23 protein-coding genes are annotated in these 20,715 nt (G+C 36.7%); 15 read left to right on the top strand and 8 right to left on the bottom strand.

The annotated features are described in order from the left end of the window. Nucleotides 1-6: 6 nt before the first annotated feature. Nucleotides 7-642, bottom strand: coding sequence for a VrrA/YqfQ family protein (gene vrrA / locus ACIQYS_RS00115; RefSeq protein ID WP_402973039.1), 636 nt, complete (start codon nucleotides 640-642; stop codon nucleotides 7-9). Nucleotides 643-747: 105 nt separating this feature from the next. On the opposite strand from vrrA, the gene ACIQYS_RS00110 reads away from it, so the two are divergent. Further along, nucleotides 748-2,046, top strand: coding sequence for a DEAD/DEAH box helicase (locus tag ACIQYS_RS00110; protein WP_402973037.1), 1,299 nt, complete (start codon nucleotides 748-750; stop codon nucleotides 2,044-2,046). A 13-nt stretch (nucleotides 2,047-2,059) separates the two neighbouring features. Next, a complete protein-coding gene (locus ACIQYS_RS00105; protein WP_402973034.1) occupies nucleotides 2,060-2,944 on the top strand; it encodes a deoxyribonuclease IV in 885 nt (294 codons plus the stop codon). 19 nt (nucleotides 2,945-2,963) lie between these two features. Here the strand turns inward: ACIQYS_RS00105 and ACIQYS_RS00100 are convergent, their stop codons facing one another. After that, nucleotides 2,964-3,224, bottom strand: a complete 261-nt coding sequence (locus tag ACIQYS_RS00100; protein WP_402973031.1) for a hypothetical protein — start codon at nucleotides 3,222-3,224, stop codon at nucleotides 2,964-2,966. A gap of 105 nt (nucleotides 3,225-3,329) precedes the next feature. Between ACIQYS_RS00100 and ACIQYS_RS00095 the strand changes: the two genes are divergently transcribed. The 3 genes from ACIQYS_RS00095 to ACIQYS_RS00085 are packed head-to-tail and all read left to right on the top strand — an operon-like array spanning nucleotide 3,330 to nucleotide 5,349. Further along, nucleotides 3,330-4,097 (top strand): metal ABC transporter ATP-binding protein, encoded by a 768-nt coding sequence (locus ACIQYS_RS00095; RefSeq protein ID WP_402973028.1) that lies wholly within the window; start codon nucleotides 3,330-3,332, stop codon nucleotides 4,095-4,097. After that, complete coding sequence (locus ACIQYS_RS00090) at nucleotides 4,094-4,942, top strand: metal ABC transporter permease (RefSeq protein ID WP_402973025.1); 849 nt, start codon at nucleotides 4,094-4,096, stop codon at nucleotides 4,940-4,942. The genes ACIQYS_RS00095 and ACIQYS_RS00090 overlap by 4 nt, the downstream gene beginning before the upstream one ends. Beyond that, nucleotides 4,939-5,349, top strand: a complete 411-nt coding sequence (locus tag ACIQYS_RS00085; RefSeq protein ID WP_402973022.1) for a Fur family transcriptional regulator — start codon at nucleotides 4,939-4,941, stop codon at nucleotides 5,347-5,349. The genes ACIQYS_RS00090 and ACIQYS_RS00085 overlap by 4 nt, the downstream gene beginning before the upstream one ends. 164 nt (nucleotides 5,350-5,513) lie before the next feature. Here the strand turns inward: ACIQYS_RS00085 and ACIQYS_RS00080 are convergent, their stop codons facing one another. Together ACIQYS_RS00080 and ACIQYS_RS00075 are read right to left on the bottom strand one after the other, a co-directional pair. Then, entirely contained in the window at nucleotides 5,514-5,639 is a 126-nt protein-coding gene (locus tag ACIQYS_RS00080; protein ID WP_402973019.1) for a YjcZ family sporulation protein, read from the bottom strand. 475 nt (nucleotides 5,640-6,114) lie between these two features. Continuing rightward, a complete protein-coding gene (locus ACIQYS_RS00075) occupies nucleotides 6,115-6,300 on the bottom strand; it encodes a YjcZ family sporulation protein (protein ID WP_402973016.1) in 186 nt (61 codons plus the stop codon). Between the two features lie 254 nt (nucleotides 6,301-6,554). On the opposite strand from ACIQYS_RS00075, the gene ACIQYS_RS00070 reads away from it, so the two are divergent. After that, nucleotides 6,555-7,289, top strand: a complete 735-nt coding sequence (locus ACIQYS_RS00070; RefSeq protein WP_402973013.1) for a polysaccharide deacetylase family protein — start codon at nucleotides 6,555-6,557, stop codon at nucleotides 7,287-7,289. 89 nt (nucleotides 7,290-7,378) lie between these two features. Here ACIQYS_RS00070 and ACIQYS_RS00065 read toward each other — a convergent pair whose 3' ends face one another. From ACIQYS_RS00065 to ACIQYS_RS00050, 4 genes are all read right to left on the bottom strand, one after another. Further along, nucleotides 7,379-7,957: a hypothetical protein gene (locus ACIQYS_RS00065; RefSeq protein WP_402973010.1), complete on the bottom strand. Its 579-nt coding sequence runs from the start codon at nucleotides 7,955-7,957 to the stop codon at nucleotides 7,379-7,381. A gap of 12 nt (nucleotides 7,958-7,969) precedes the next feature. Beyond that, complete coding sequence (gene ispG, locus ACIQYS_RS00060; RefSeq protein WP_402973004.1) at nucleotides 7,970-9,076, bottom strand: flavodoxin-dependent (E)-4-hydroxy-3-methylbut-2-enyl-diphosphate synthase; 1,107 nt, start codon at nucleotides 9,074-9,076, stop codon at nucleotides 7,970-7,972. A gap of 91 nt (nucleotides 9,077-9,167) precedes the next feature. Further along, complete coding sequence (locus ACIQYS_RS00055) at nucleotides 9,168-9,497, bottom strand: hypothetical protein (RefSeq protein ID WP_402972999.1); 330 nt, start codon at nucleotides 9,495-9,497, stop codon at nucleotides 9,168-9,170. A gap of 48 nt (nucleotides 9,498-9,545) precedes the next feature. Next, nucleotides 9,546-10,046 carry a DUF1189 family protein gene (locus ACIQYS_RS00050; RefSeq protein WP_402972996.1) on the bottom strand — a complete coding sequence of 167 codons (501 nt, stop codon included), beginning with the start codon at nucleotides 10,044-10,046 and terminating at the stop codon, nucleotides 9,546-9,548. Nucleotides 10,047-10,213: 167 nt separating this feature from the next. On the opposite strand from ACIQYS_RS00050, the gene ACIQYS_RS00045 reads away from it, so the two are divergent. The 9 genes from ACIQYS_RS00045 (at nucleotide 10,214) to phoU (ending at nucleotide 19,943) form a co-directional block, all read left to right on the top strand. Beyond that, the gene (locus ACIQYS_RS00045; protein ID WP_402972991.1) at nucleotides 10,214-11,845 is read left to right on the top strand and encodes a Na/Pi cotransporter family protein; all 1,632 of its coding nucleotides are present in this window, start codon (nucleotides 10,214-10,216) and stop codon (nucleotides 11,843-11,845) included. Then, nucleotides 11,845-12,324: a DUF456 domain-containing protein gene (locus tag ACIQYS_RS00040; protein WP_402974049.1), complete on the top strand. Its 480-nt coding sequence runs from the start codon at nucleotides 11,845-11,847 to the stop codon at nucleotides 12,322-12,324. The genes ACIQYS_RS00045 and ACIQYS_RS00040 overlap by 1 nt, the downstream gene beginning before the upstream one ends. A gap of 114 nt (nucleotides 12,325-12,438) precedes the next feature. Further along, a complete protein-coding gene (locus ACIQYS_RS00035) occupies nucleotides 12,439-13,047 on the top strand; it encodes a superoxide dismutase (RefSeq protein ID WP_402972987.1) in 609 nt (202 codons plus the stop codon). Nucleotides 13,048-13,142: 95 nt separating this feature from the next. Next, nucleotides 13,143-15,377 (top strand): peptidoglycan D,D-transpeptidase FtsI family protein, encoded by a 2,235-nt coding sequence (locus ACIQYS_RS00030; RefSeq protein WP_402972984.1) that lies wholly within the window; start codon nucleotides 13,143-13,145, stop codon nucleotides 15,375-15,377. Between the two features lie 180 nt (nucleotides 15,378-15,557). After that, the gene (locus ACIQYS_RS00025) at nucleotides 15,558-16,529 is read left to right on the top strand and encodes a PstS family phosphate ABC transporter substrate-binding protein (protein WP_402972981.1); all 972 of its coding nucleotides are present in this window, start codon (nucleotides 15,558-15,560) and stop codon (nucleotides 16,527-16,529) included. A gap of 85 nt (nucleotides 16,530-16,614) precedes the next feature. Beyond that, nucleotides 16,615-17,562 carry a phosphate ABC transporter permease subunit PstC gene (gene pstC / locus ACIQYS_RS00020; protein ID WP_402972978.1) on the top strand — a complete coding sequence of 316 codons (948 nt, stop codon included), beginning with the start codon at nucleotides 16,615-16,617 and terminating at the stop codon, nucleotides 17,560-17,562. A 1-nt stretch (nucleotide 17,563) separates the two neighbouring features. After that, entirely contained in the window at nucleotides 17,564-18,442 is an 879-nt protein-coding gene (pstA, locus tag ACIQYS_RS00015) for a phosphate ABC transporter permease PstA (RefSeq protein ID WP_402972975.1), read from the top strand. A gap of 19 nt (nucleotides 18,443-18,461) precedes the next feature. Then, a complete protein-coding gene (pstB, locus tag ACIQYS_RS00010) occupies nucleotides 18,462-19,265 on the top strand; it encodes a phosphate ABC transporter ATP-binding protein PstB (protein ID WP_402972972.1) in 804 nt (267 codons plus the stop codon). Nucleotides 19,266-19,283: 18 nt separating this feature from the next. Then, a complete protein-coding gene (phoU, locus tag ACIQYS_RS00005) occupies nucleotides 19,284-19,943 on the top strand; it encodes a phosphate signaling complex protein PhoU (protein ID WP_402972969.1) in 660 nt (219 codons plus the stop codon). Nucleotides 19,944-20,715 lie beyond the last annotated feature (772 nt).

Raw genomic sequence — 20,715 nt, 5'->3', positions numbered from 1 at the left:
CTAATGTTAGAAAGGTGGTTGGAAAATACGCGGTAGCGAAGCACCATTAGTAGCTACGGCTGCGGCGGTTCTTGCTACATTGGATGCAGCCGAAGCGACATTCGTAGTTGCAGTGGAAGCAGTGGTAGCCGCATTTGGAATACTTTGAAACCCGCGATATAGTTTAAATAGTGCTGGTATATTTTGAAACATTGGAGCGTATTGCCTTACCATTGGAGTAATTTGTTGAGCGGTATTTAAAAATTTGTCTGCCGTTTGTAAATAGGACATTGCTTTACTAGGACCTTGTGCTGCCTGAGCTCCTTGAGCCATACCTCCGAATGGATTATTTGATTGCATCCCACCAGCCATACCTCCTAATGGACTATTCGATTGCATTCGACCTGCCATACTTCCAATATTACCCAATATATTGCCGGTAGGGCTATTTGGTCCCATATTGGAAGCTAAATTTCCAAGATTACTGAAAAATCCTCCACCTTGGCTAGTAGGAGCTGTAGGTGTGGAAAAGTTTCCTGGACCTCTACCAAAAAAGTTTCCAAAAGGCGAGGAAGGCGGAGTATGGGGAGCACCTGCAAAATTAAAAAAACCACCACCTGTATTTCTAGCTTGAGAAAACGGGTAAAAAGATTCGTAACGCATTTTTTTCATCTCCTTTCGAGCAAATAAAGACTAATCTATTCTATGCAAATTATACGTTTTATGTACAATCGTGGTACAATAAATAAATGTGAGGGAGGGACTCAAATGTCCAAATATACAGATTATAATTTTCAGCCTTTTTTACAACATGCAATTGATAAATTAGGCTTCCAAGAACCAACGCCAATTCAAAAAGAAATGATTCCTTTAGTGTTAAAAGGGAAAAGTGCGATTGGTCAAGCACATACTGGAACAGGAAAAACACATAGTTTTTTGATCCCAATTGTTGAAAAAATAGATGCTAGTAAACAAGAAGTACAAGCAATTATTACATCACCAACAAGAGAGCTTGCAACACAAATTTATAATGAGTTGAACAAGCTAGTAGAAGGTACAGAAATACAAACGAAGTTATTTATCGGCGGAACGGATAAAGCACGATCGATTGAAAAATTAAAGACGCAGCCACAAATTGTTGTAGGTACACCAGGAAGGCTTCGAGATTTAACGGTAGAGCAAGCATTACTTGTGCATACCTCTAACATTTTAGTAGTAGACGAAGCAGATTTAGCTTTCGACTTAGGGTTTATTAATGAAATCGACCAGTTTGCATCCCGTATGCCAGAACAACTAGAAATGTATGTGTTCTCTGCAACGATCCCAGAAAAACTACAACCTTTCTTGAAAAAATATATGGATGCACCCGTTCATATTAAAATTGGAGACAAGCGTCCGGTAGCAGAAGGCATTGATTTTACTGTCGTGCCAGTTCGTAGTAAATCACGTAAAAAACGCTTGCTTGAAGTTATGGAAGGGATTAATCCATATTTAGCAATTATTTTTGCCAATACAAAGCAAAATGCAAATGAAGTAGCGGGTTTCTTGCAGGAAAATGGGATTAAAGTAGGCGTAGTGCATGGAGATATCGCACCTCGCGAACGTACACGTGTCATGAAGCAAATTCATGATTTAGAATTCCAATATATTGTCGCAACGGATTTGGCAGCACGAGGGATCGATATTCCGGGTGTAAGCCATGTGATTAACTATGAAATTCCGGACGATTTGGAATTTTTCATTCACCGAGTAGGAAGAACTGCACGAGCAGGGCTTACAGGTTTAGCGATTACATTATATGAACCATCGGATGAAGATGCATTAAATCGCATCGAGAAGATGGGTATTACCTTTGAACATAAAGATGTGATAAATGGTGAGTGGTCCGAGTTAAAAGATAGACATGCTCGTAAAAACCGTCCGAAAATGGAAAATGAAATAGATGCAAAAGCAAAAGCGTTGGTGCGTAAGCCGAAAAAAGTAAAACCAGGCTATAAACGCAATATGAAATGGGAAATGGAAAAAGTGAAGAAAAGAGAGCGTCGTATTAAAAACAGAAAGAAATAAGGGGGATATACCAATGCTATTAGGATCACATGTTTCGATGAGTGGTAAAGAAATGCTTCTTACATCAGGAAAAGAAGCAGCTTCTTATGGTGCGAATACATTTATGATTTATACAGGCGCACCCCAGAATACTCGTAGAAAACCAATAGAGGAATTGAATATTGAAGCCGGATTGCAATATATGAAAGAAAACGGAATATCAAATATTGTTGTACATGCTCCGTATATTATTAACCTAGGAAATACAACAAAACCAGAGACCTTTGCTTTAGGAGTAGATTTCTTACAAAAAGAAGTAGAGCGAACTGCAGCAATTGGTGCAACGCAAATTGTATTGCACCCAGGTGCGCATGTCGGTGCAGGTGCAGAAGCCGGAATTGCTAAAATTGTGGAAGGACTAAATGAAGTACTATCACAAGATTATTCGGTACAAATTGCATTAGAAACGATGGCTGGAAAAGGTTCTGAATGCGGCCGTACATTTGAAGAGCTAGCACAAATCATAGATGGTGTTACGAATAATCATCGCCTGTCTATTTGCTTAGATACATGTCATATTCACGATGCAGGCTACGATGTAGTAAACGATTTTGACGGTGTATTAAACGAGTTCGATAAAACGATTGGACTAGATCGTTTGAAAGTATTGCATATTAATGATAGTAAAAACGTTCGCGGCGCAGCAAAAGACAGACATGAGAATATTGGTTTCGGAGAGATTGGGTTTGACGCATTATTAAATGTGGTGCATCATCCACAATTAACAGAAATACCAAAAATTTTAGAAACGCCTTTTGTTGGAGTAGATGCGAAAACAAAACAAGCTCCTTACAAAATAGAAATTGAAATGCTTCGTTCCAAATCATTTAACCCAGAAGCAATCGATGCCTTAAGATAAAACGAAAAAGTACCCTCTCTTAGCTAAAAGAAGAGGGTGCTTTTTCAATTATCTCTTTATATAAAGCTGTTGCGCGTTGTTCACCAAGTAACCCAATAAGCTTTTGTTGAATGGAGTGAGGTACCCCTAACACAAGCCATGATAACGATATCTCTTGTAATAAAGGGTGAACTCCATCTAATTCTTTATCGGATAATTTAATATCAAATCCTTTTAAAATTGTTTTAAATTCCTTTTTAGAGCAGTTTTGTAATTGCATAATAAACTTCGCAATATCCACCTAAACATCCTTTCAAGTATTATTTATTTACATAAGACAAATTTTCCTCTATACTTGAATATTGTAAATCGTAACGATTATGAATTAGAATAGAGGAAATAATACATGGTTACACCATTAATACAATTAGACAATATTTCGTATCAATATGAACAAACAAAAGCGTTAACAGATATAAATTTAACGATTGCAGAAGGGGACTTTTTAGCGATTATTGGTCCTAATGGATCTGGAAAGTCCACATTATTAAAAATAATTCTTGGATTGCTAAAGCCAACAAACGGGAAGGTTCTACTACTCGGTCAACCAGTTGACCAATTTAAAGAAAAAGAGCAAATAGGCTATGTTTCCCAAAAATCGAATGCTTTTAACACGGGTTTTCCTGCAACAGTAGCAGAAGTGGTACGAAGCGGGCTAGTAAAAAAAATTGGTTTATTTCGCGGATATCCGAAAAATGTTCAATTAGAAGTTCGACAAGCGCTAAAATCGGTAGGGATGGAAAACTTTGCACACCGGAATATTGGAGAGCTATCGGGTGGTCAGCAGCAACGTGTATTTATTGCTAGAGCTTTAATCAGCAATCCAAAAGTTCTAATACTCGATGAGCCGACAGTAGGTGTGGATAGTAAAAATGTTCGTTCGTTTTATCTTATGTTATCACATTTAAATCGGGAACATAAGATTACGATTGTTTTAGTAACTCATGATGTAGATGCTGTATCGAAAAGTATTAGTCATGTAGCCTGTCTTAATCGGACGATTCATTTCCACGGATTTAAAAATGACATGGATGCAATGAGTGATGAGCAGCTCGAGGCTTGGTACGGGCATGCAGTTCGAAAAGTGGAGCATCGAAGTGAGGTGCAAGTATGATAGACTCGATATTTCGCTATGAGTTTTTACAAAACGCGTTTGCATCCGGTTTAATCATTGGAGTGATTGCACCACTTCTAGGAGTATTTATCGTTGTACGTAGGCTATCACTAATTGCTGATGCACTAAGTCATGTTACACTTGCAGGCATCGCGGGGAGCTTATACTTAAGTCAATCCATTAGTGCATTAGGGTTATTAAATCCATTATATTTAGGAATTACTGCTTCTGTGACAGGATCTTTGTTTATCGAACGTCTTCGAAGATTATATAAGCATTATGAAGAACTAGCAATTCCTATCATTATGTCAGCAGGCCTTGGTTTCGGGGCGATATTCATCTCTCTCGCAGAAGGATTTAGCTCGGATTTATTTAGCTACTTATTTGGATCTGTTTCAGCGGTAAGTAGACAAGATTTATGGATTGTATTAATTATTGCACTAGTCGTTGTGTTATTTTTAAGTTTCTTTTTTAAAGAACTATTTGTGTTGTCTTTCGACGAAGAATATGCAAAAGCATCCGGACTGCCTGCCAAATGGATACATGTGCTGTTTATGATCGTTACGGCATTAGTTATTGCCGGCTCGATGCGCATTGTTGGTATATTGCTCGTTTCTTCTTTAATCACATTGCCAGTTGCAGCGGCGATGCGTATTTCAAAAAGCTTTAAACAAGCTATCATTTTCTCTATTGTTTTTGGTGAATTGGCGGTTATTGTTGGACTAGCTAGCGCATTTTATTTGAATATAGCGCCAGGAGGTACAATCGTTGTCGTCTCCATTATTATCTTACTTCTGACGATATTATCGAAAAAATGGACGAAGAAAGGAGTTCCAGCACAATGAATATTGAAAAAGCATGGGATATTCTTAAAAAAGAAGGTTTTAAAAAAACGGATAAACGGGAACAAATATTAGAGATTTTTTCGCAAACGGAAAAATATATAACAGCCAGGGATATTTTAGATGTGATGATGGCGGAACACCCAGGGATGAGTTACGATACGATTTATCGAAACTTAAGCACATTTGTGGAATTAGGTATTTTAGAAGAAACAGAGCTTACTGGAGAAAAACATTTTAGAATGCAATGTGAGGCGGATCATCATCACCATCATTTTATATGTATGTCTTGTGGAAATATAAAAGAGATTCATTATTGTCCGATGGAAACGCTTCAAAATGCGATTCCAGGGTATGAAATTGAAAATCATAAATTCGAAATATACGGGAACTGCCCGAAATGTCATTAAGCATCGTCAAATCAACGTTTGGCGGTGCTTCTTTTTATATTATTAATATAAATGCTCCCACCCGAAAAAAGTGTGAATAAAGTCGTCTGGAATGATGAAAAAAGACAGGTTCTTATGACCTGTCTCAGAAAGTACTCTAGTTTACGGTTTAAAGCCCTTTTTCATCAACAGTAACCGCCGCCGTAACCTCCACCTAAGAAACTTGCGCCAATAATAATTAAAAGAATAAAAAGAACAATAATTAAAGCGAATCCTGAGCCGAATCCGTATCCACCAACTGCTTCACCCATAAAGTACACCTCCTATATTCGAGATAGTTTATTTAATATCGATAATGCAAGTTGTTCTAATACATTTATTTGGCTTTAAGAAAATATTTTAAAACCACTGGAGGTACTGACAGGGCGGACAATGAACCTTCAGTTACAAATAGCGTATTCAAATTTTAAAAAAGTACTAGGGCATTTAACTATGGAATATTAATTCACTGTGCAAGAGCGAATGGATACAGAGGACGAAATTACCAACAGCAATGGAATAAATTTGAATTTTACTGGAACTCCCCGGACTGACTTTAAAAGCATCGCCAAATCAACGTTTGGCAGTGCTTTTTTTATTTTATTAAGATTACTGAATAGATTGAAATGGATTGGCACACTAATAAAAAGCGGTTTATGAAGAATAGACTTTTAAGAATTACTAAAAAAGACAGGTTCTTGTGACCTGTCTCAAAATGTGCTTTAGATTCTAGTTTTATGCCTATTGTCAGCAACCATCTCCACCGTATCCGTTGAAGAAACTCGCTCCAATAATGATTAAAAGAATAAACAGAACAATAAGTAATGCAAATGCCCAACCGAATCCAGGGCGACCGCAACCAGGACCTACATTGGCCGGACCAACAAAGCCTGGCCCAAATCCAGGACCGCAAAAATCACAACCATAACCCATCTTGTGCACCTCCTAAAACGAGATAATACATATTATGAAAACGATGAATGTTAAACTAATTCATTTGTTTAGTTTTTAGGATATATTTTAAAACGACTGTAAGCAAAAACAGTGCGGTATGAAGTGCTATCCATAACAAAAGTATATGAAATTTTAAATCAATGCGATTAAAGCTTTTTAAGATTGCATAAATCCTCTTATAAAGTAAAAAGTAATCAAAAGTCGGTGATTTTAAAAGATTGGAATGTGATGTAATGAAAAAAATACTTACTGGTTTATTATGCTTAATTTTCGTGGGACTATTGTTAGTACTTGGATTAAATTTAAAAGCTTCTGCAGTTAAAGACAGATACCATTATGAAACAACTGGAGAAATAATGTGGGAAATTAAGACAAACGAAAAAGTCGTGGCACTTACATTTGATGACGGACCTCATCCGAAGCATACAGCAGAGATACTGGATATTTTATCGAATTATAATGCAAAAGCTACCTTCTTCGTAGTAGGTGAAAATGCAGAAAAGAACTCCGATCTTATTTTACGCGAATATAACGAGGGTCATGAAATAGCAAACCATACTTATACTCATCCTCTAAAAACGACACTAGCCAATTTGGAGAAAGAATTAAAACAAACGGATGAATTAATTTATAGTATTACTGGTACTTATCCAGAACTCTTTCGGCCGGTAGAAGGACAATACACTGATCAAATGATTCAAAGTGTTGTAAAAAAAGGATATAAGGTGGTAATGTGGTCTTGGCATCAAGATACAGAGGATTGGAAAAACCCCGGAGTCCATCGAATAGTAAGAACAGTACTAAAAGGTGTCAAGCCAGGAAATATCATTCTTTTTCACGATGGGGGAGGTAATCGAAGACAAACTGTTCAAGCATTGGAAAAAATTATTCCTGAACTTAAAAAACAAGGATATGAGTTTGTAACGGTGTCAGAACTTAGAAAAATGAAAGATGCTGATCCAAAATGACTGTTAGAAATCTTCGAACTTCCTCCAATTCCCCCTATTTCAAAAAAAACCTCGCCAAATATTGAGTTGGCGAGGTTATATAGTTCTAATTATTTTTGCGATAGCGCAAATTCTTTTTCAATCCAGTTATTTGCTTCAATCCAATTATTTACACGAATGACTCCGGTTGGAGCAGCCTGTTGATTATATGGTGTGTTAAATAATAGCACCGGAATATCTAATTCTTCATGTATTTCAACCGCATTATCGTGCTTGTCTTCAAAGAAGACATGGACATCATGCTTTCTAGCTGTTTCTATTTTATTATGTGTACCGATTAATTCGATATGATCGTAAAGCAACTCTTGCTCTTTGAACCAGTTAAGCGTAACATCCATTACATTTTCCCCGCGAGCAGATATGAAGTATAGTTCATATTTTTCTTTCCAAGCAGACAAGACTGCATGAGCATCTGGTTGAATAGGGGAGGTTGCATAAATAGTAGCTTCTGATTTTTTAAACCATTCATAGAATTCTCTTTCACTTACTGGAAAAGCTTTTGTTAGGTCATATTCTTTAATATCACTTAACTGTAAATTACATTTAAATGCTTCATTAATATGTGGAAGTAAAGAAGTAGGGCATGTTACTGTCCCGTCTATATCGATTCCAAATCGAATATTCGTCATTTTCCCGACTCCTTATGCTTTTTGATTTTCTAGTTCTTGTTGAGCAAAATATTCTGCTGCAATTTTATCGATTTCTATTTTCAGTTCGTCGACCATTGTTTCTTCCGGTACTTTACGTACTGTTTTTCCTTTGCGGAATAAAAGTCCTTCCCCACGTGCTCCTGCAATCCCGATATCTGCTTCTCGAGCTTCACCAGGACCGTTGACTGCGCAGCCTAACACAGCAACTTTAATCGGTGCTTTAATATGGGAGATATATTCTTCTACTTCATTTGCAATGGAAATTAAGTCAATTTCAATACGTCCACATGTAGGACAAGAGATTAAAGTAGCTGCATTAGATGACAAACCAAATACTTTTAATAATTCACGTGCCACTTTGATTTCTTCCACAGGATCTGCACTTAGTGATACACGAAGCGTGTTACCAATACCCATAGATAGTAATGTGCCTAGACCTGCCGCACTTTTAATGGAACCAGCGAAAAGTGTACCTGATTCAGTAATTCCTAAATGTAACGGGTAGTCAAACGCTTGGGAAGCTTTTCGGTATGCTTCAATCGCTAAGTTAACGTCCGATGCTTTCATCGACACGATAATATCGTGAAAATCTAAGTCTTCAAGTATTTTAATATGGTGTAATGCACTTTCTACCATACCATCTGCAGTAGGGTAACCATATTTCTCTAAAATTTTCTTTTCTAAAGACCCGGCATTTACACCAATACGAATTGGGATACCTTTAGCTTTTGCAGCATTTACAACTGCTTCTACTTTTTCTTTACGTCCGATGTTACCTGGGTTAATACGAATTTTATCTGCACCTTGCTCAATCGCAATAAGCGCTAGTTTATAGTCAAAATGGATATCCACTACTAGTGGTATATTAATTCGTTTTTTTATCTCTCCGATCGAATATGCAGCGCGTTCATCAGGACAAGCGACACGAACGATTTGACAACCAGCTTCTTCTAATCGCAAAATTTCTGCAACTGTTGCTTCCACATCATGTGTTTTCGTCGTCGTCATACTTTGGATAAATAGTTCGTCACTGCCACCTATTGTTAAGTTTCCAACTCGAACTGGACGAGTTTTGGAACGATGAATTATTTCACTCATGTAATTCTCTCCTTCTCGAGGCTGTTTGCCATCACTATTCATCATTTTATCAGTCTTTAGAAGGTGTTGACAAGGAAGAAACCTCTAGTTGTTAATTTTTACATTGGCCAGATGCAGTATATATTGGCAAAAGTACATGTTCACCTGGGATAAAGCTTTGATTAATCAGATGCGGATTCAATGTATAAAAATCATTTAATCTCTTGGTAAAAGTAATGGACTCTTCTGTTGGATACAAAGAAAATAACGAGTAAATAGTGTCTCCACCAACGATTTCGACTGAAATATAATCGAGTGTTTCTATACATTCTTTTGCCTGATCCGCCGGATAATAGGCAAGCGGGATTGTACCTTCGAATAGATCTACTTTCACTATATAGAACGAGATTAAGAGTAAGATAGTTGCTAAGAATATTTTCATAAAAAAACCCCCTTGTCCTATTCTATGCATGACAAAGGGGGCGTATGACTATCTCTTAATCGGATAATATTTAGTAGCGAGTATTAAATATAGAAGTGTGATTACATAAATTGCTACCTGAATATAACTGCTCGTCCACTGAAGTAATGTTGCTAAAATGGACAGTATCATCGGAACAGTACTAGCAAAAAGAGTAGTTCGCCAAATATGACGATATTCGCCTTTTCTTTTTCTTACATAGAGAATACCACTTCCGATATAAGCTAGTATACTTATTTGGACAAAGATTAATAATGTATTGAACACAAATAAAAATATAAATGCAAAAGGATAGAGTAGCCACTGGATTTTAGAAAAGTATTCGAGCAATCCTTCCATACTCGATTGCTGTTCGGATATTCCGTTCATAAAAAAGATAAATGAAATAATAGTCATTATGAGAATATAACTAAATATGTATTGCATTACTTTTCCTATCGGAATAAGTCGAAATGCCGCTATTTTTTTTGGACTTTGTAAACTACCCTTCAAAATTTGATATAACTTCACAAACTTCACCCTTTCCTATCAATTTTAGCATCTTTCAATAGAAGGAGACAAAAGAAAGGTGTGGGAATTGTAAAGAAATTATTAATATGTATACTTTAGCTTTACATTTCCTTTATACTTTATACGTAAACATGCGAAAATTGTCGAAATGGGAGTTGAATTACGACGTGGAGCTGAATTGGCAAGAAATGCTCTTTGAATTTTTTGGTGGAATAGGAATCTTCTTATTCGCCATTAAATTTATGGGTGACGGCTTACAAAAAACCGCTGGAAATAAATTACGAGATTTATTGGATCGGTATGTCACCAATCCGCTAATGGGGGTTGCTGTAGGTATTCTTTTTACTTTGTTAATCCAATCAAGTAGCGGTACAATTGTTATTACTATCGGACTTGTTAGTGCAGGTTTTATGACGCTAAGGCAATCTATTGGTGTCATAATGGGAGCTAATATAGGAACAACGGTGAAAGCTTTTGTCATTGGTTTTGATATTGGCGAATATGCACTTCCTATCATGGCAATCGGTGCTTTTTTAATTTTCTTATTTAAAAAGAAGTCCATTCAAAATATTGGTGAAATCATCTTCGGTTTTGGTGGCCTATTTTTAGGGTTGGAATTAATGACAAGTGGGATGAGCCCACTTCAGCATTTATCTTCTTTTACAGATTTCACTTTGAAGACGAGTGAACACCCTTTACTTGGTGTTATTGCAGGTACAGTTATGACAATGCTTATTCAAAGTTCGAGTGCATCCGTAGCATTTTTGCAAGGGTTTTATTCGGAGGGGTTAATTTCTCTACATGGTGCATTACCCATTTTATTTGGTGATAATATTGGTACTACTATCACAGCAGTTCTTGCTTCTATTGGAGCATCAGTAAGTGCAAAAAGAACTGCTGCTGCACATGTGCTGTTTAATGTAGTTGGATCGATTGTGTTTCTGATTTTCTTAACACCTTTTACTTTGTATATAGAATGGATAGCGGGCGTGCTTTCATTAGAAAATAAAATGCAAATTGCATTTGCGCATGGAACGTTTAATGTAGTGAATGTTATTCTTCAGTTTCCTTTAATAGGTACTTGGATTTACTTATTAGTAAAAGTCATACCCGGTGAAGATATGAATACAAAATTTAAACCGAAACATTTAGAGGAAGATTTCATTTTAGAATCCCCATCGATTGCTATTGGACAAGCAAAAGAAGAAATTTTACGTATGGGTGAATTTAGTATTCAAGGGTTAGAAAAAACATATGATTATTTAAAGAATGGACATCAACATGATGCAGTAGAAGCGTATCGATTAGAAGATGTAATTAATCATCTAGATACGAAAATAACCAATTACCTAGTGAAAATATCTTCTCAGCCGCTTTCAAGTCAAGATTCATCTAGGCATTTCATGCTACTAGGTACAGTGCGTGATATCGAACGGATAGGCGATCATTTTGAGAATATTATCGAATTGATTGATTATCAAGGGGAACAACGTCTTCAATTAACGACGGATGCCCTAGAAGATATTTCAGAGATGTTTGAGTTAACTATTAATACGGTAAAAAAAGCATTAGAAGCATTAGATTTAAGTAATGATCAAATAGCACGTGAAGTGGTAGAACAAGAACAAATTATTGACAGAATGGAACGTCAATTTAGAAAAAATCATATTATTCGTTTGAATGAAAGATTATGTAGTGGCCATGCAGGCGTAATGTTTGTGGATATTTTAAGTAATTTAGAAAGAATAGGCGACCACTCTGTGAATATTGCGGATGCGGTATTAGGAAAACGTATATGATTGCCATATTTGGTTGGATTTTAATAGTTGCAAGTTTTGTTGTTGCTTTTATCGGAACGTTTTACCCGATTATTCCGTCGGTTGTTTTCATGCTGCTTGGATACGTTATATATGGACTGTTTTTCTCTTTTTCCGAGTTAGGTTGGTTATTTTGGGTAATTCAAGCTTTATTCATTGTTTTACTATTTAGTGCTGATATGGCTGCGAATGCTTTCGGAGTAAAGAAATTTGGAGGAACGAAGGCAGGGGTATGGGGAAGTACGATTGGGTTGATCTTCGGGCCATTTGTGATTCCGGTTGCAGGTATTTTAATCGGACCATTTCTTTTTGCTGTACTTGCAGAGTTGATCGTTACGAGAGAAGGCTTGAAACAAGCACTTAAATCTGGGGTCGGTTCGTTAATTGGATTTCTAACATCTACTGTTGTGAAAATTATAATTCTAGCCGTGATGCTTGTTATTTTTATCATGTTTATCTAGTTCAGTCAAAAGTATGAGAATATAATAGGTTATTTTCGTTGAAGGTTTTCTGTTATTTTGATACGCTAATATACGGAAAGAATTTTCTAAAATATTCTTTAGGAGGAAACAAAAATGGCATACGAATTACCACAATTACCTTACGCGTACGACGCACTAGAACCACATATCGATAAAGAGACGATGAATATTCATCACACGAAACATCATAACACATATGTAACAAACTTAAATAACGCAGTAGCGGGTAAAGCGGATTTAGAAAGCAAGTCAGTAGAAGAGTTAATCGCTAACTTAGACGCTCTTCCAGAAGACATTAAAACAGCAGTTCGCAATAATGGTGGAGGACATGCAAACCACACACTATTCTGGCAAATCCTTTCACCAAACGGTGGTGGAAATCCAACTGGTGAACTAGCATCAGCAATCGATGCTAAATTCGGTAGCTTTGATGCTTTTAAAGAAGAGTTTGCTAAAGCTGCAACAACTCGTTTCGGTTCAGGCTGGGCTTGGTTATCCGTTGCTAATGGAGAATTAGAAGTTTCTTCTACAGCTAACCAAGATTCACCAATCATGGAAGGTAAAACACCATTATTAGGATTAGACGTTTGGGAGCATGCTTACTACTTAAACTACCAAAACCGTCGTCCTGACTACATCGGATCGTTCTGGAATGTAGTAAATTGGGATGAAGTATCAAAACGTTTCGAGGCTTCAAAATAATTTCATACTAAAAAGAAACTTAGCACACACTTTTACGTCTAAAAGTGTGTGCTTTTTATGTTACAATAAAAGCTAATAACAAAGTAGGTGAACTTATGCGTAAAATTACTAATAAACGTGCACAAAGCGTGAAAGCAAAACAACGAGCTAATATTACTTTTCGTATGAATATACTTTTCTTTTCCATCTTCATTCTTTTTACGATGTTAATATTACGTCTAGGCTATTTACAAATAGTAAAAGGTGATGACTATACGAGAGAAATAGAAAGAACAGAAGAAGTCCCGGTCAATACAAGCGTACCTCGAGGTCGTATTTTTGATAGCGAAGGTCGAATTTTAGTAGACAATAAACCGCAAAAAGCGATTACGTATACAAAAATGCAAACGACCACCGCAAAAGATATGTATGAAATAGCAGAAACACTAAGCTTGCTTATCGAAAAGGATATAAATGCTATAACAAAAAGCGACTTACAAGATTTTTGGTTATTTAAACATAGCGAAGAAGCGAATGATTTAGTAACAACGAAAGAACGCAATGAAATTGAAAACGACGAAGACTTGTCGAAAAAAGAAAAAAATGCTGCGATTAATCGGTTGATACGAAGCAAAATTACAGAAGAACAATTGAATTCGTTTACACCCCAAGAATTAGAAATAATAGCTATTTATCGTGAAATGGCTTCTGGTTATGCACTTTCCCCGCAAATTATTAAAGGAGGAGACGTCGCGAAAAAAGAACTTAAACCAGGCCAAATTTCTGAAGAAGTGACGGTAGAAGAATTCGCGCGTGTATCGGAGCGTTTAGGAGATTTAAAAGGTGTTAATACAACAACCGATTGGAGACGCGTTAAAAATTCCACACTGGCCATTTTAGGAACAACGACCTTACCAAAAGAGGGGATTCCGAAAAATCGGTTAGACTATTTCTTATCAAGAGACTACTCGCGAAACGATCGTGTCGGAAAAAGTTATATTGAGCAACAATATGAAGAAGTGCTGCAAGGTCAAAAAAGTGTTGTCAAAAATATCACAGATGGAAAAGGCCGGGTAGTCGACATTAAAACTGTTTATGAAGGAGAACCGGGAAAGGACCTCGTATTAACAATAAATAGTGAACTCCAAACCGAAATGGAAACCATATTAGAAAAAAAATTATTAGAGATGAAAAAAAATAATGCGGGTACCAAATATTTAGACAGAGCATTTTTAATAATGCTAGATCCATATACCGGAGAAGTATTATCATTAGTAGGAAAGCAAATTGTCAAAGATTCAGAAACGGGAAAACCGACAGTTCGAGATTATGCATTTGCAGCTTTTACAACGGCATATGAAGTTGGTTCTACAATAAAACCTGGTACGGTACTTACTGGTTATCGTGAAAATGCGTTGTCCCCTGGTCAGACATTAATAGACCAGCCGATCCGCATAAAAGGTTCTAATCCAAAAAGTTCTGTATTTAACCGGTCTGGTAGAATTCCAATGAATGATTTAGAAGCACTTGAACGTTCTTCCAACTCTTATATGTTCCAAATTGCATATGGTATAGCCGGTCGAACTTATCAGCCAAATCAAGGGATAAATTTCGGACCAGAAGCATTCCAGAAAATGCGCAATGGTTACGCGCAATTAGGGCTTGGCGTTCCAACTGGCATTGATTTACCGGGAGAAGTATCCGGAGTTGAGGGCGGTATAGAAATGGGGAAACTACTTGACTTAGCTATCGGTCAATATGATACGTACACTCCTTTACAACTTGCTCAATTCGCGGCAACGCTTGCGAACGGAGGAAGTCGGATTCAGCCCCATGTTGTAAAAGAAATTAGAGAACCGTCTCCTGATGGAGTACAGCTAGGGAAAATTGTGAAAGAAATGGCACCTAATATATTAAATACAGTAGATAATACAAGAGCAGAAATTGAGCGAGTCCGTCAAGGGATGCAACGAGTATATTTTGGTAGTAAAGGGTCTGCTCGTTCAGCTTTTGCAAGTGCACCTTATACAGCAGCTGGTAAAACAGGAACAGCACAATCTTTTTATACGGATCCCGAATTAAGGAAAAGTTTCAATACTGTCAATTTAACTCATATTGGATTTGCTCCATATGATAATCCAGAAATAGCATATGCAATTGTCGTTCCACAGGCATCATTAGAGTCTAGTTACAAAACTAACTTTCTAACTCCAATCGCTCGAGAATTAGTCGACAAATATTTTGAGATAAAACAAAAAAATAATGCTTTAAAGGAAAATGAGTCTACAGCAACATCACTCATTAAACCGCCGTTTACAAACGATTCGATTGATGAAGAACAAGCAGAATAAACTCGAAAAAACTGGTCATCCTATTAAATGAATAGATTGACCGGTTTTTTCTATTTTTAATCAAAATGTTTTACTGTTTACAAAACCTTTACAATAGATTCATACAGACTCAACATGTAACCTTTAAAGTAGTTTTTGTAACAAAGAAAAGAAAAACATAATTTTAGGGGGATTTACCTGATGAAAAACTGGAAATACTTATTAGCGACAACAATGGTTGGTTCAGCGCTTGCGCTTGGAGCTTGTGGAAATACTGCTAAAGAAACACCAACAGAAACACCAGCTGACACTTCAACTGAAAAACCTGTTGAAGAAGTAGCAGCTATTGAAGGATCTGTATCTGGTGACGGTTCAAGTACTGTAGCTCCAATTACAGAAGCACTTGTTGAAGAATATGGTGGCGTACAAAGTAAAGTTCAAGTAACAGTTGGAGTATCTGGAACAGGCGGCGGTTTTAAAAAATTCATCGCTGGCGAAACGGATTTCTCAAATGCATCTCGCCCTATTAAAGAAGAAGAAGCTAAAGCACTTGCAGATGCAGGTATTGACTTCACTGAATTCAAAATAGCTAATGACGGTCTTACAGTTGTAATAAACAAAGATAATGACTGGGCAAAAGATTTAACAGTAGAAGATCTTAAAAAATTATGGGTTGAAGATGGAACTGCTAAAAAATGGTCTGATATTAACCCAGCATGGCCAGCTGAAGAAGTAGTATTCTATTCCCCTGGTACAGATTCAGGAACATATGATTACTTTGATGAAGTAATTCTTGATGGAGAAGATCTTGTTAAATCTGCAACTCTTTCAGAAGATGACAACGTATTAGTACAAGGTGTACAAGCAGATAAAAATGCAATTGGTTTCTTTGGATTTGCATACTACTTAGCTAACCAAGATACTTTACAAGCAGTTCATGTGAACGGTGTAGAACCGAACAATCAAACAATTGAATCAGGAGAGTACTCTCCACTATCACGTCCATTATTCGTTTATGCCAAAAACAGTGCACTTTCTGAAAACCCAGCATTTTATGATTTCATGAAATATTCACTTGAATATGCAGGCGATATGGCTGAAGCTGTTGGATATGTAAGTCTTCCGGCTGCAGATTATGAAGCAGGTTTAACTACTTTAGAAGGTTTAAAATAAGTTTGAAAAAGGTAAACCGATTGTAAGTGAATGAGTAGCATAATTGCTACTCTTTTCTTACGTTTTGGTAAAAGGGGGATTCACAATGGCTCAAAAACAAGTATCTGATCAACCATCAGTGCAAGAGCTAATTGCAAAATCAAACAGTAAGAAGCAAAAACAAATGGTGGAAAAGTTAATACCAGCCATTTTATTTTTAATTGCTTCTATTTCTGTTTTAACGACAATTGGAATTGTCGCAACTTTGATAGTTGAAACGGTTATTTTCTTCAAGGAAATTCCGGTGTTAAGCTTTTTATTTGGAACCGAGTGGTATCCGTTCTCTAGTAAAGCACCTACATTCGGTATTCTTCCTTTAATTGCTGGAACATTAAAAGTAACAATAATAGCAGCGATTGTAGCAGTACCATTTGGTATAAGCTCAGCCATATTCTTAAGTGAATATGCTTCAGATACTACAAGAAGAATTATCAAACCAATATTAGAAGTATTAGCTGGAATTCCGACAATTGTTTATGGTTTCTTTGCTTTGACATTTGTAACGCCATTATTGCAACAATTTATTCCAGATCTAAAAATATTTAATGCTTTAAGTCCAGGTATTGTTGTTGGAATAATGATTTTACCAATGATTGCATCTTTATCTGAAGATGCAATGTCATCTGTACCTAATTCGATTCGTGAAGGTGCACTCGCAATGGGGTCAACTAAATTGGAAGTAGCGCTAAAAGTAGTATTGCCAGCCGCTCTATCTGGGATCATTGCTTCTATTGTACTTGCCATTTCACGAGCAATTGGAGAGACAATGATTGTTTCACTTGCCGGAGGATCTACGCCAAAATTCGACTTTGATGTGACTGGATCGATTCAAACGATGACTGCGTATATTGTACAAATTTCTTCTGGTGATGCGGGCTACGGAACAACTATTTACTATTCTATTTACTCAGTAGGTTTTACATTGTTCTTATTTACACTGGTAATGAATCTAATTGCTCACGCTATTTCGAAAAAATATCGGGAGGAATATTAATATGAAATATGTAAATCATGAATCTGTTGTAAAAAGAATGGTGAATCGCCTCACCATTAATAAGATTTTTAAAGTAATTTTCTTTTTTGCGACATTATTCGCATTACTTACATTAGCCATATTGTTTTATCGGATTATTACACAAGGTGTTGGCTATTTAACGCCAGAATTTTTCCAAAACTTTGGCTCTCGTTTTCCTGCAAAAGCAGGGATTAAAGCCGCACTTGTTGGTTCTATTTGGTTAATGTGCGTAGTTGCACCAGTATCTATTATATTAGGTGTTGGAACCGCTATTTATTTGGAAGAATATGCAAAGAAAAATAAATTGAGTGATTTTATAAGGTTGAATATCTCGAATCTTGCTGGAGTTCCATCTATTGTATTCGGGTTACTTGGTTTAACCATTTTTGTTCGTGCACTGGCTCTAGGAAATAGTATTTTAGCTGCAGGACTTACAATGAGTTTGTTAATAATTCCTGTCATTATTGTTGCATCACAAGAAGCAATCCGCGCTGTGCCAAACGATATCAGGGAAGCATCTTATGGTATGGGTGCTACAAAATGGCAAACAGTTCTAAAAATTGTATTGCCGTCTGCACTTCCAGGAATATTAACAGGTGCCATTTTGGCGCTTTCACGAGCAGTGGGAGAAACAGCACCACTTATCGTAATTGGGATTCCTGTTATTATTCAGTTTCTTCCAACGGATCTTTTAAGCCAATTTACTGCGTTACCAATGCAAATTTATGATTGGGCAAAACGTCCACAAAAGGACTTCCAATTTGTAGCTGCGGCTGGAATTCTTGTTTTAATGATCTTTTTATTGATCATGAACTCAATCGCTATATTTATTCGTAACAAATTCTCAAAAAGGTATTAATTAACTAGGGGGAAGTATAATGGTACAATCGTTAGTAAAAGGGTCCAACACACAAAATGATAATACATCAAGTCTCGTCTATAATACGCAACAATTAAATTTATGGTATGGTAATCACCATGCGCTAAAAGATATTAATTTGCAAATTAAAGAAAATGAAGTAACAGCGATTATCGGACCTTCTGGATGTGGGAAATCAACGTATATAAAAACATTAAATCGTATGGTAGAATTAGTACCTACGGTGAAAACGTCTGGTAAAATTTTATATCGAGAACGTAATATTTTTGATAATGATTATGGCGTGGAAGAGCTACGTACAAAAGTAGGAATGGTATTCCAAAAACCAAATCCATTTCCAAAATCCATTTATGATAATATTGCTTATGGTCCAAGAATTCACGGAATCAAAAATAAAAAGATTTTAGATCAAATTGTAGAAAAAAGTTTACGCGGAGCAGCTATTTGGGATGAAGTTAAGGACCGCTTGCACACGAATGCTTATAGTCTATCAGGAGGACAACAACAACGTATTTGTATCGCACGTTGTTTAGCAATTGAGCCGGATGTTATTTTAATGGATGAGCCTACATCTGCACTAGACCCAATTTCTACATTAAAAGTAGAAGAACTTATTCAAGAATTAAAAGAAGATTATTCAATTATTATTGTAACGCACAATATGCAACAAGCTGCTCGAATTTCAGACAAAACAGCATTTTTCTTGTCTGGTGAAGTAGTGGAGTTTGATCAAACCGATGTTATTTTCTCTACACCGGAAGATAAACGTACGGAAGATTATATTTCAGGTCGATTCGGATAAGAAAAGGGGTTATGAAAAATGGTGGGTAGAGAGAAGTTCGATGAAGAATTACAAAAGGTACAAAAGTTATTAATAGAACTAAGCAATACAGCAATTGATACGTTAAACACATCAATGGATTACTTATTAGGCAGTAATATTGAAGGTGCATTGTCTGTTATTAATCATGATATCCATATTAATCATATGGAAGAAGAAATTAATGATCGGGTTATTTTGTTAATTGCAAAACAACAACCAGTTGCGAAGGATTTAAGAAGACTAATGGTGCTTGTAAAAATTGCTTCTGATATGGAGCGCATTGGCGATTATGCGGTTAATATTGCAAAAGAAACGATTCGCATTGGAAAAGATGAACATATTGAACCTATTTATCTGCTTGATGAAATGCGTGTGAAAACTATTGCAATGTTAAAGCAAATATTAGATGCATTTATTCATGAAAATATGGATGAGGCAAGGAAAATTGCAAAACAAGATGATGAAGTAGATGAGTTGTATGGCCATGCTATTCGGACGCTACTTAATGTAGGGGTACAGAAACCAGAACAACTTAGTCAAGTAACGCAGTTATCATTTGTTTGTCGTTACTTAGAAAGATCTGCAGACCATGCAACGAATTTAGCGGAGCGATTGTTGTATCTTCTAAAAGGTAAGCATTACGAGTTAAATAACTAAAAGAAAAGCACAAGACCCTGTTTGAGCGAGGGCATCTTGTGCTTTTTTTATTAAGTCCAATATTGGAATAATGCGTCGTTAGCTAGCAAATTTCGTAGATTGGAGCGGAAGGGCGGCGACTCCAGGAGCGACCGAGCATAGGTTGCAACATATAGTGGGTGGGATTCCCACCGAGTAAGAACTAGCCATTCGCTCGTAGCGAGTCTTGGAGGGTGTGAGGTAACTCACATCTTTAAGCGTAGACAGTTAGGTGATGGGCCGAAAGCCGATTGGTTGAAGGGATTGAGCTTCGAAATGCCGCGGATAAGAAGGCTGATGTGCTCTGGGGCACAGAAAGCAACATCTCTACTATCGTAATGGCAAGGGAGTAGAGACTTCTTCGGAGTCGTAGACCTTGGCACGTCATACATTGATATGTTGTAGCAACTCGGGAGGTCCTGCTAGGTCTTTCTAAAATTTTTTTTTAGAGAGTATGGTTAACAAGCGATACAAAGCAAGAAGACCAAATGCCCGGCAGGAAGTCGGATGGTTTCATAGTACCAATGAAGTCGGGTAATGCTGATGGAGGGAAGGCAACCACCTTGAATCGCCCTTAGAAGGGCAACATTTACTACACACGGAGGTAGAATTTTAAATGGAAACGAAACTGATAAGGATAGCAGAATTAGCTAAAGAACGACCGGACATAAAGTTCACATCGCTTGTGCACTTACTTAACGATGAAAATCTCAAACGATGTCATCATGAACTGCCATCTGGAAAAGCCACAGGC

Source organism: Psychrobacillus sp. NPDC096426 (assembly GCF_044762745.1).
Taxonomy (GTDB): Bacteria; Bacillota; Bacilli; order Bacillales_A; family Planococcaceae; genus Psychrobacillus.
Note: the sequence above shows the minus strand (reverse complement) of the source record. Positions and strands in the feature narration are given on the sequence as shown.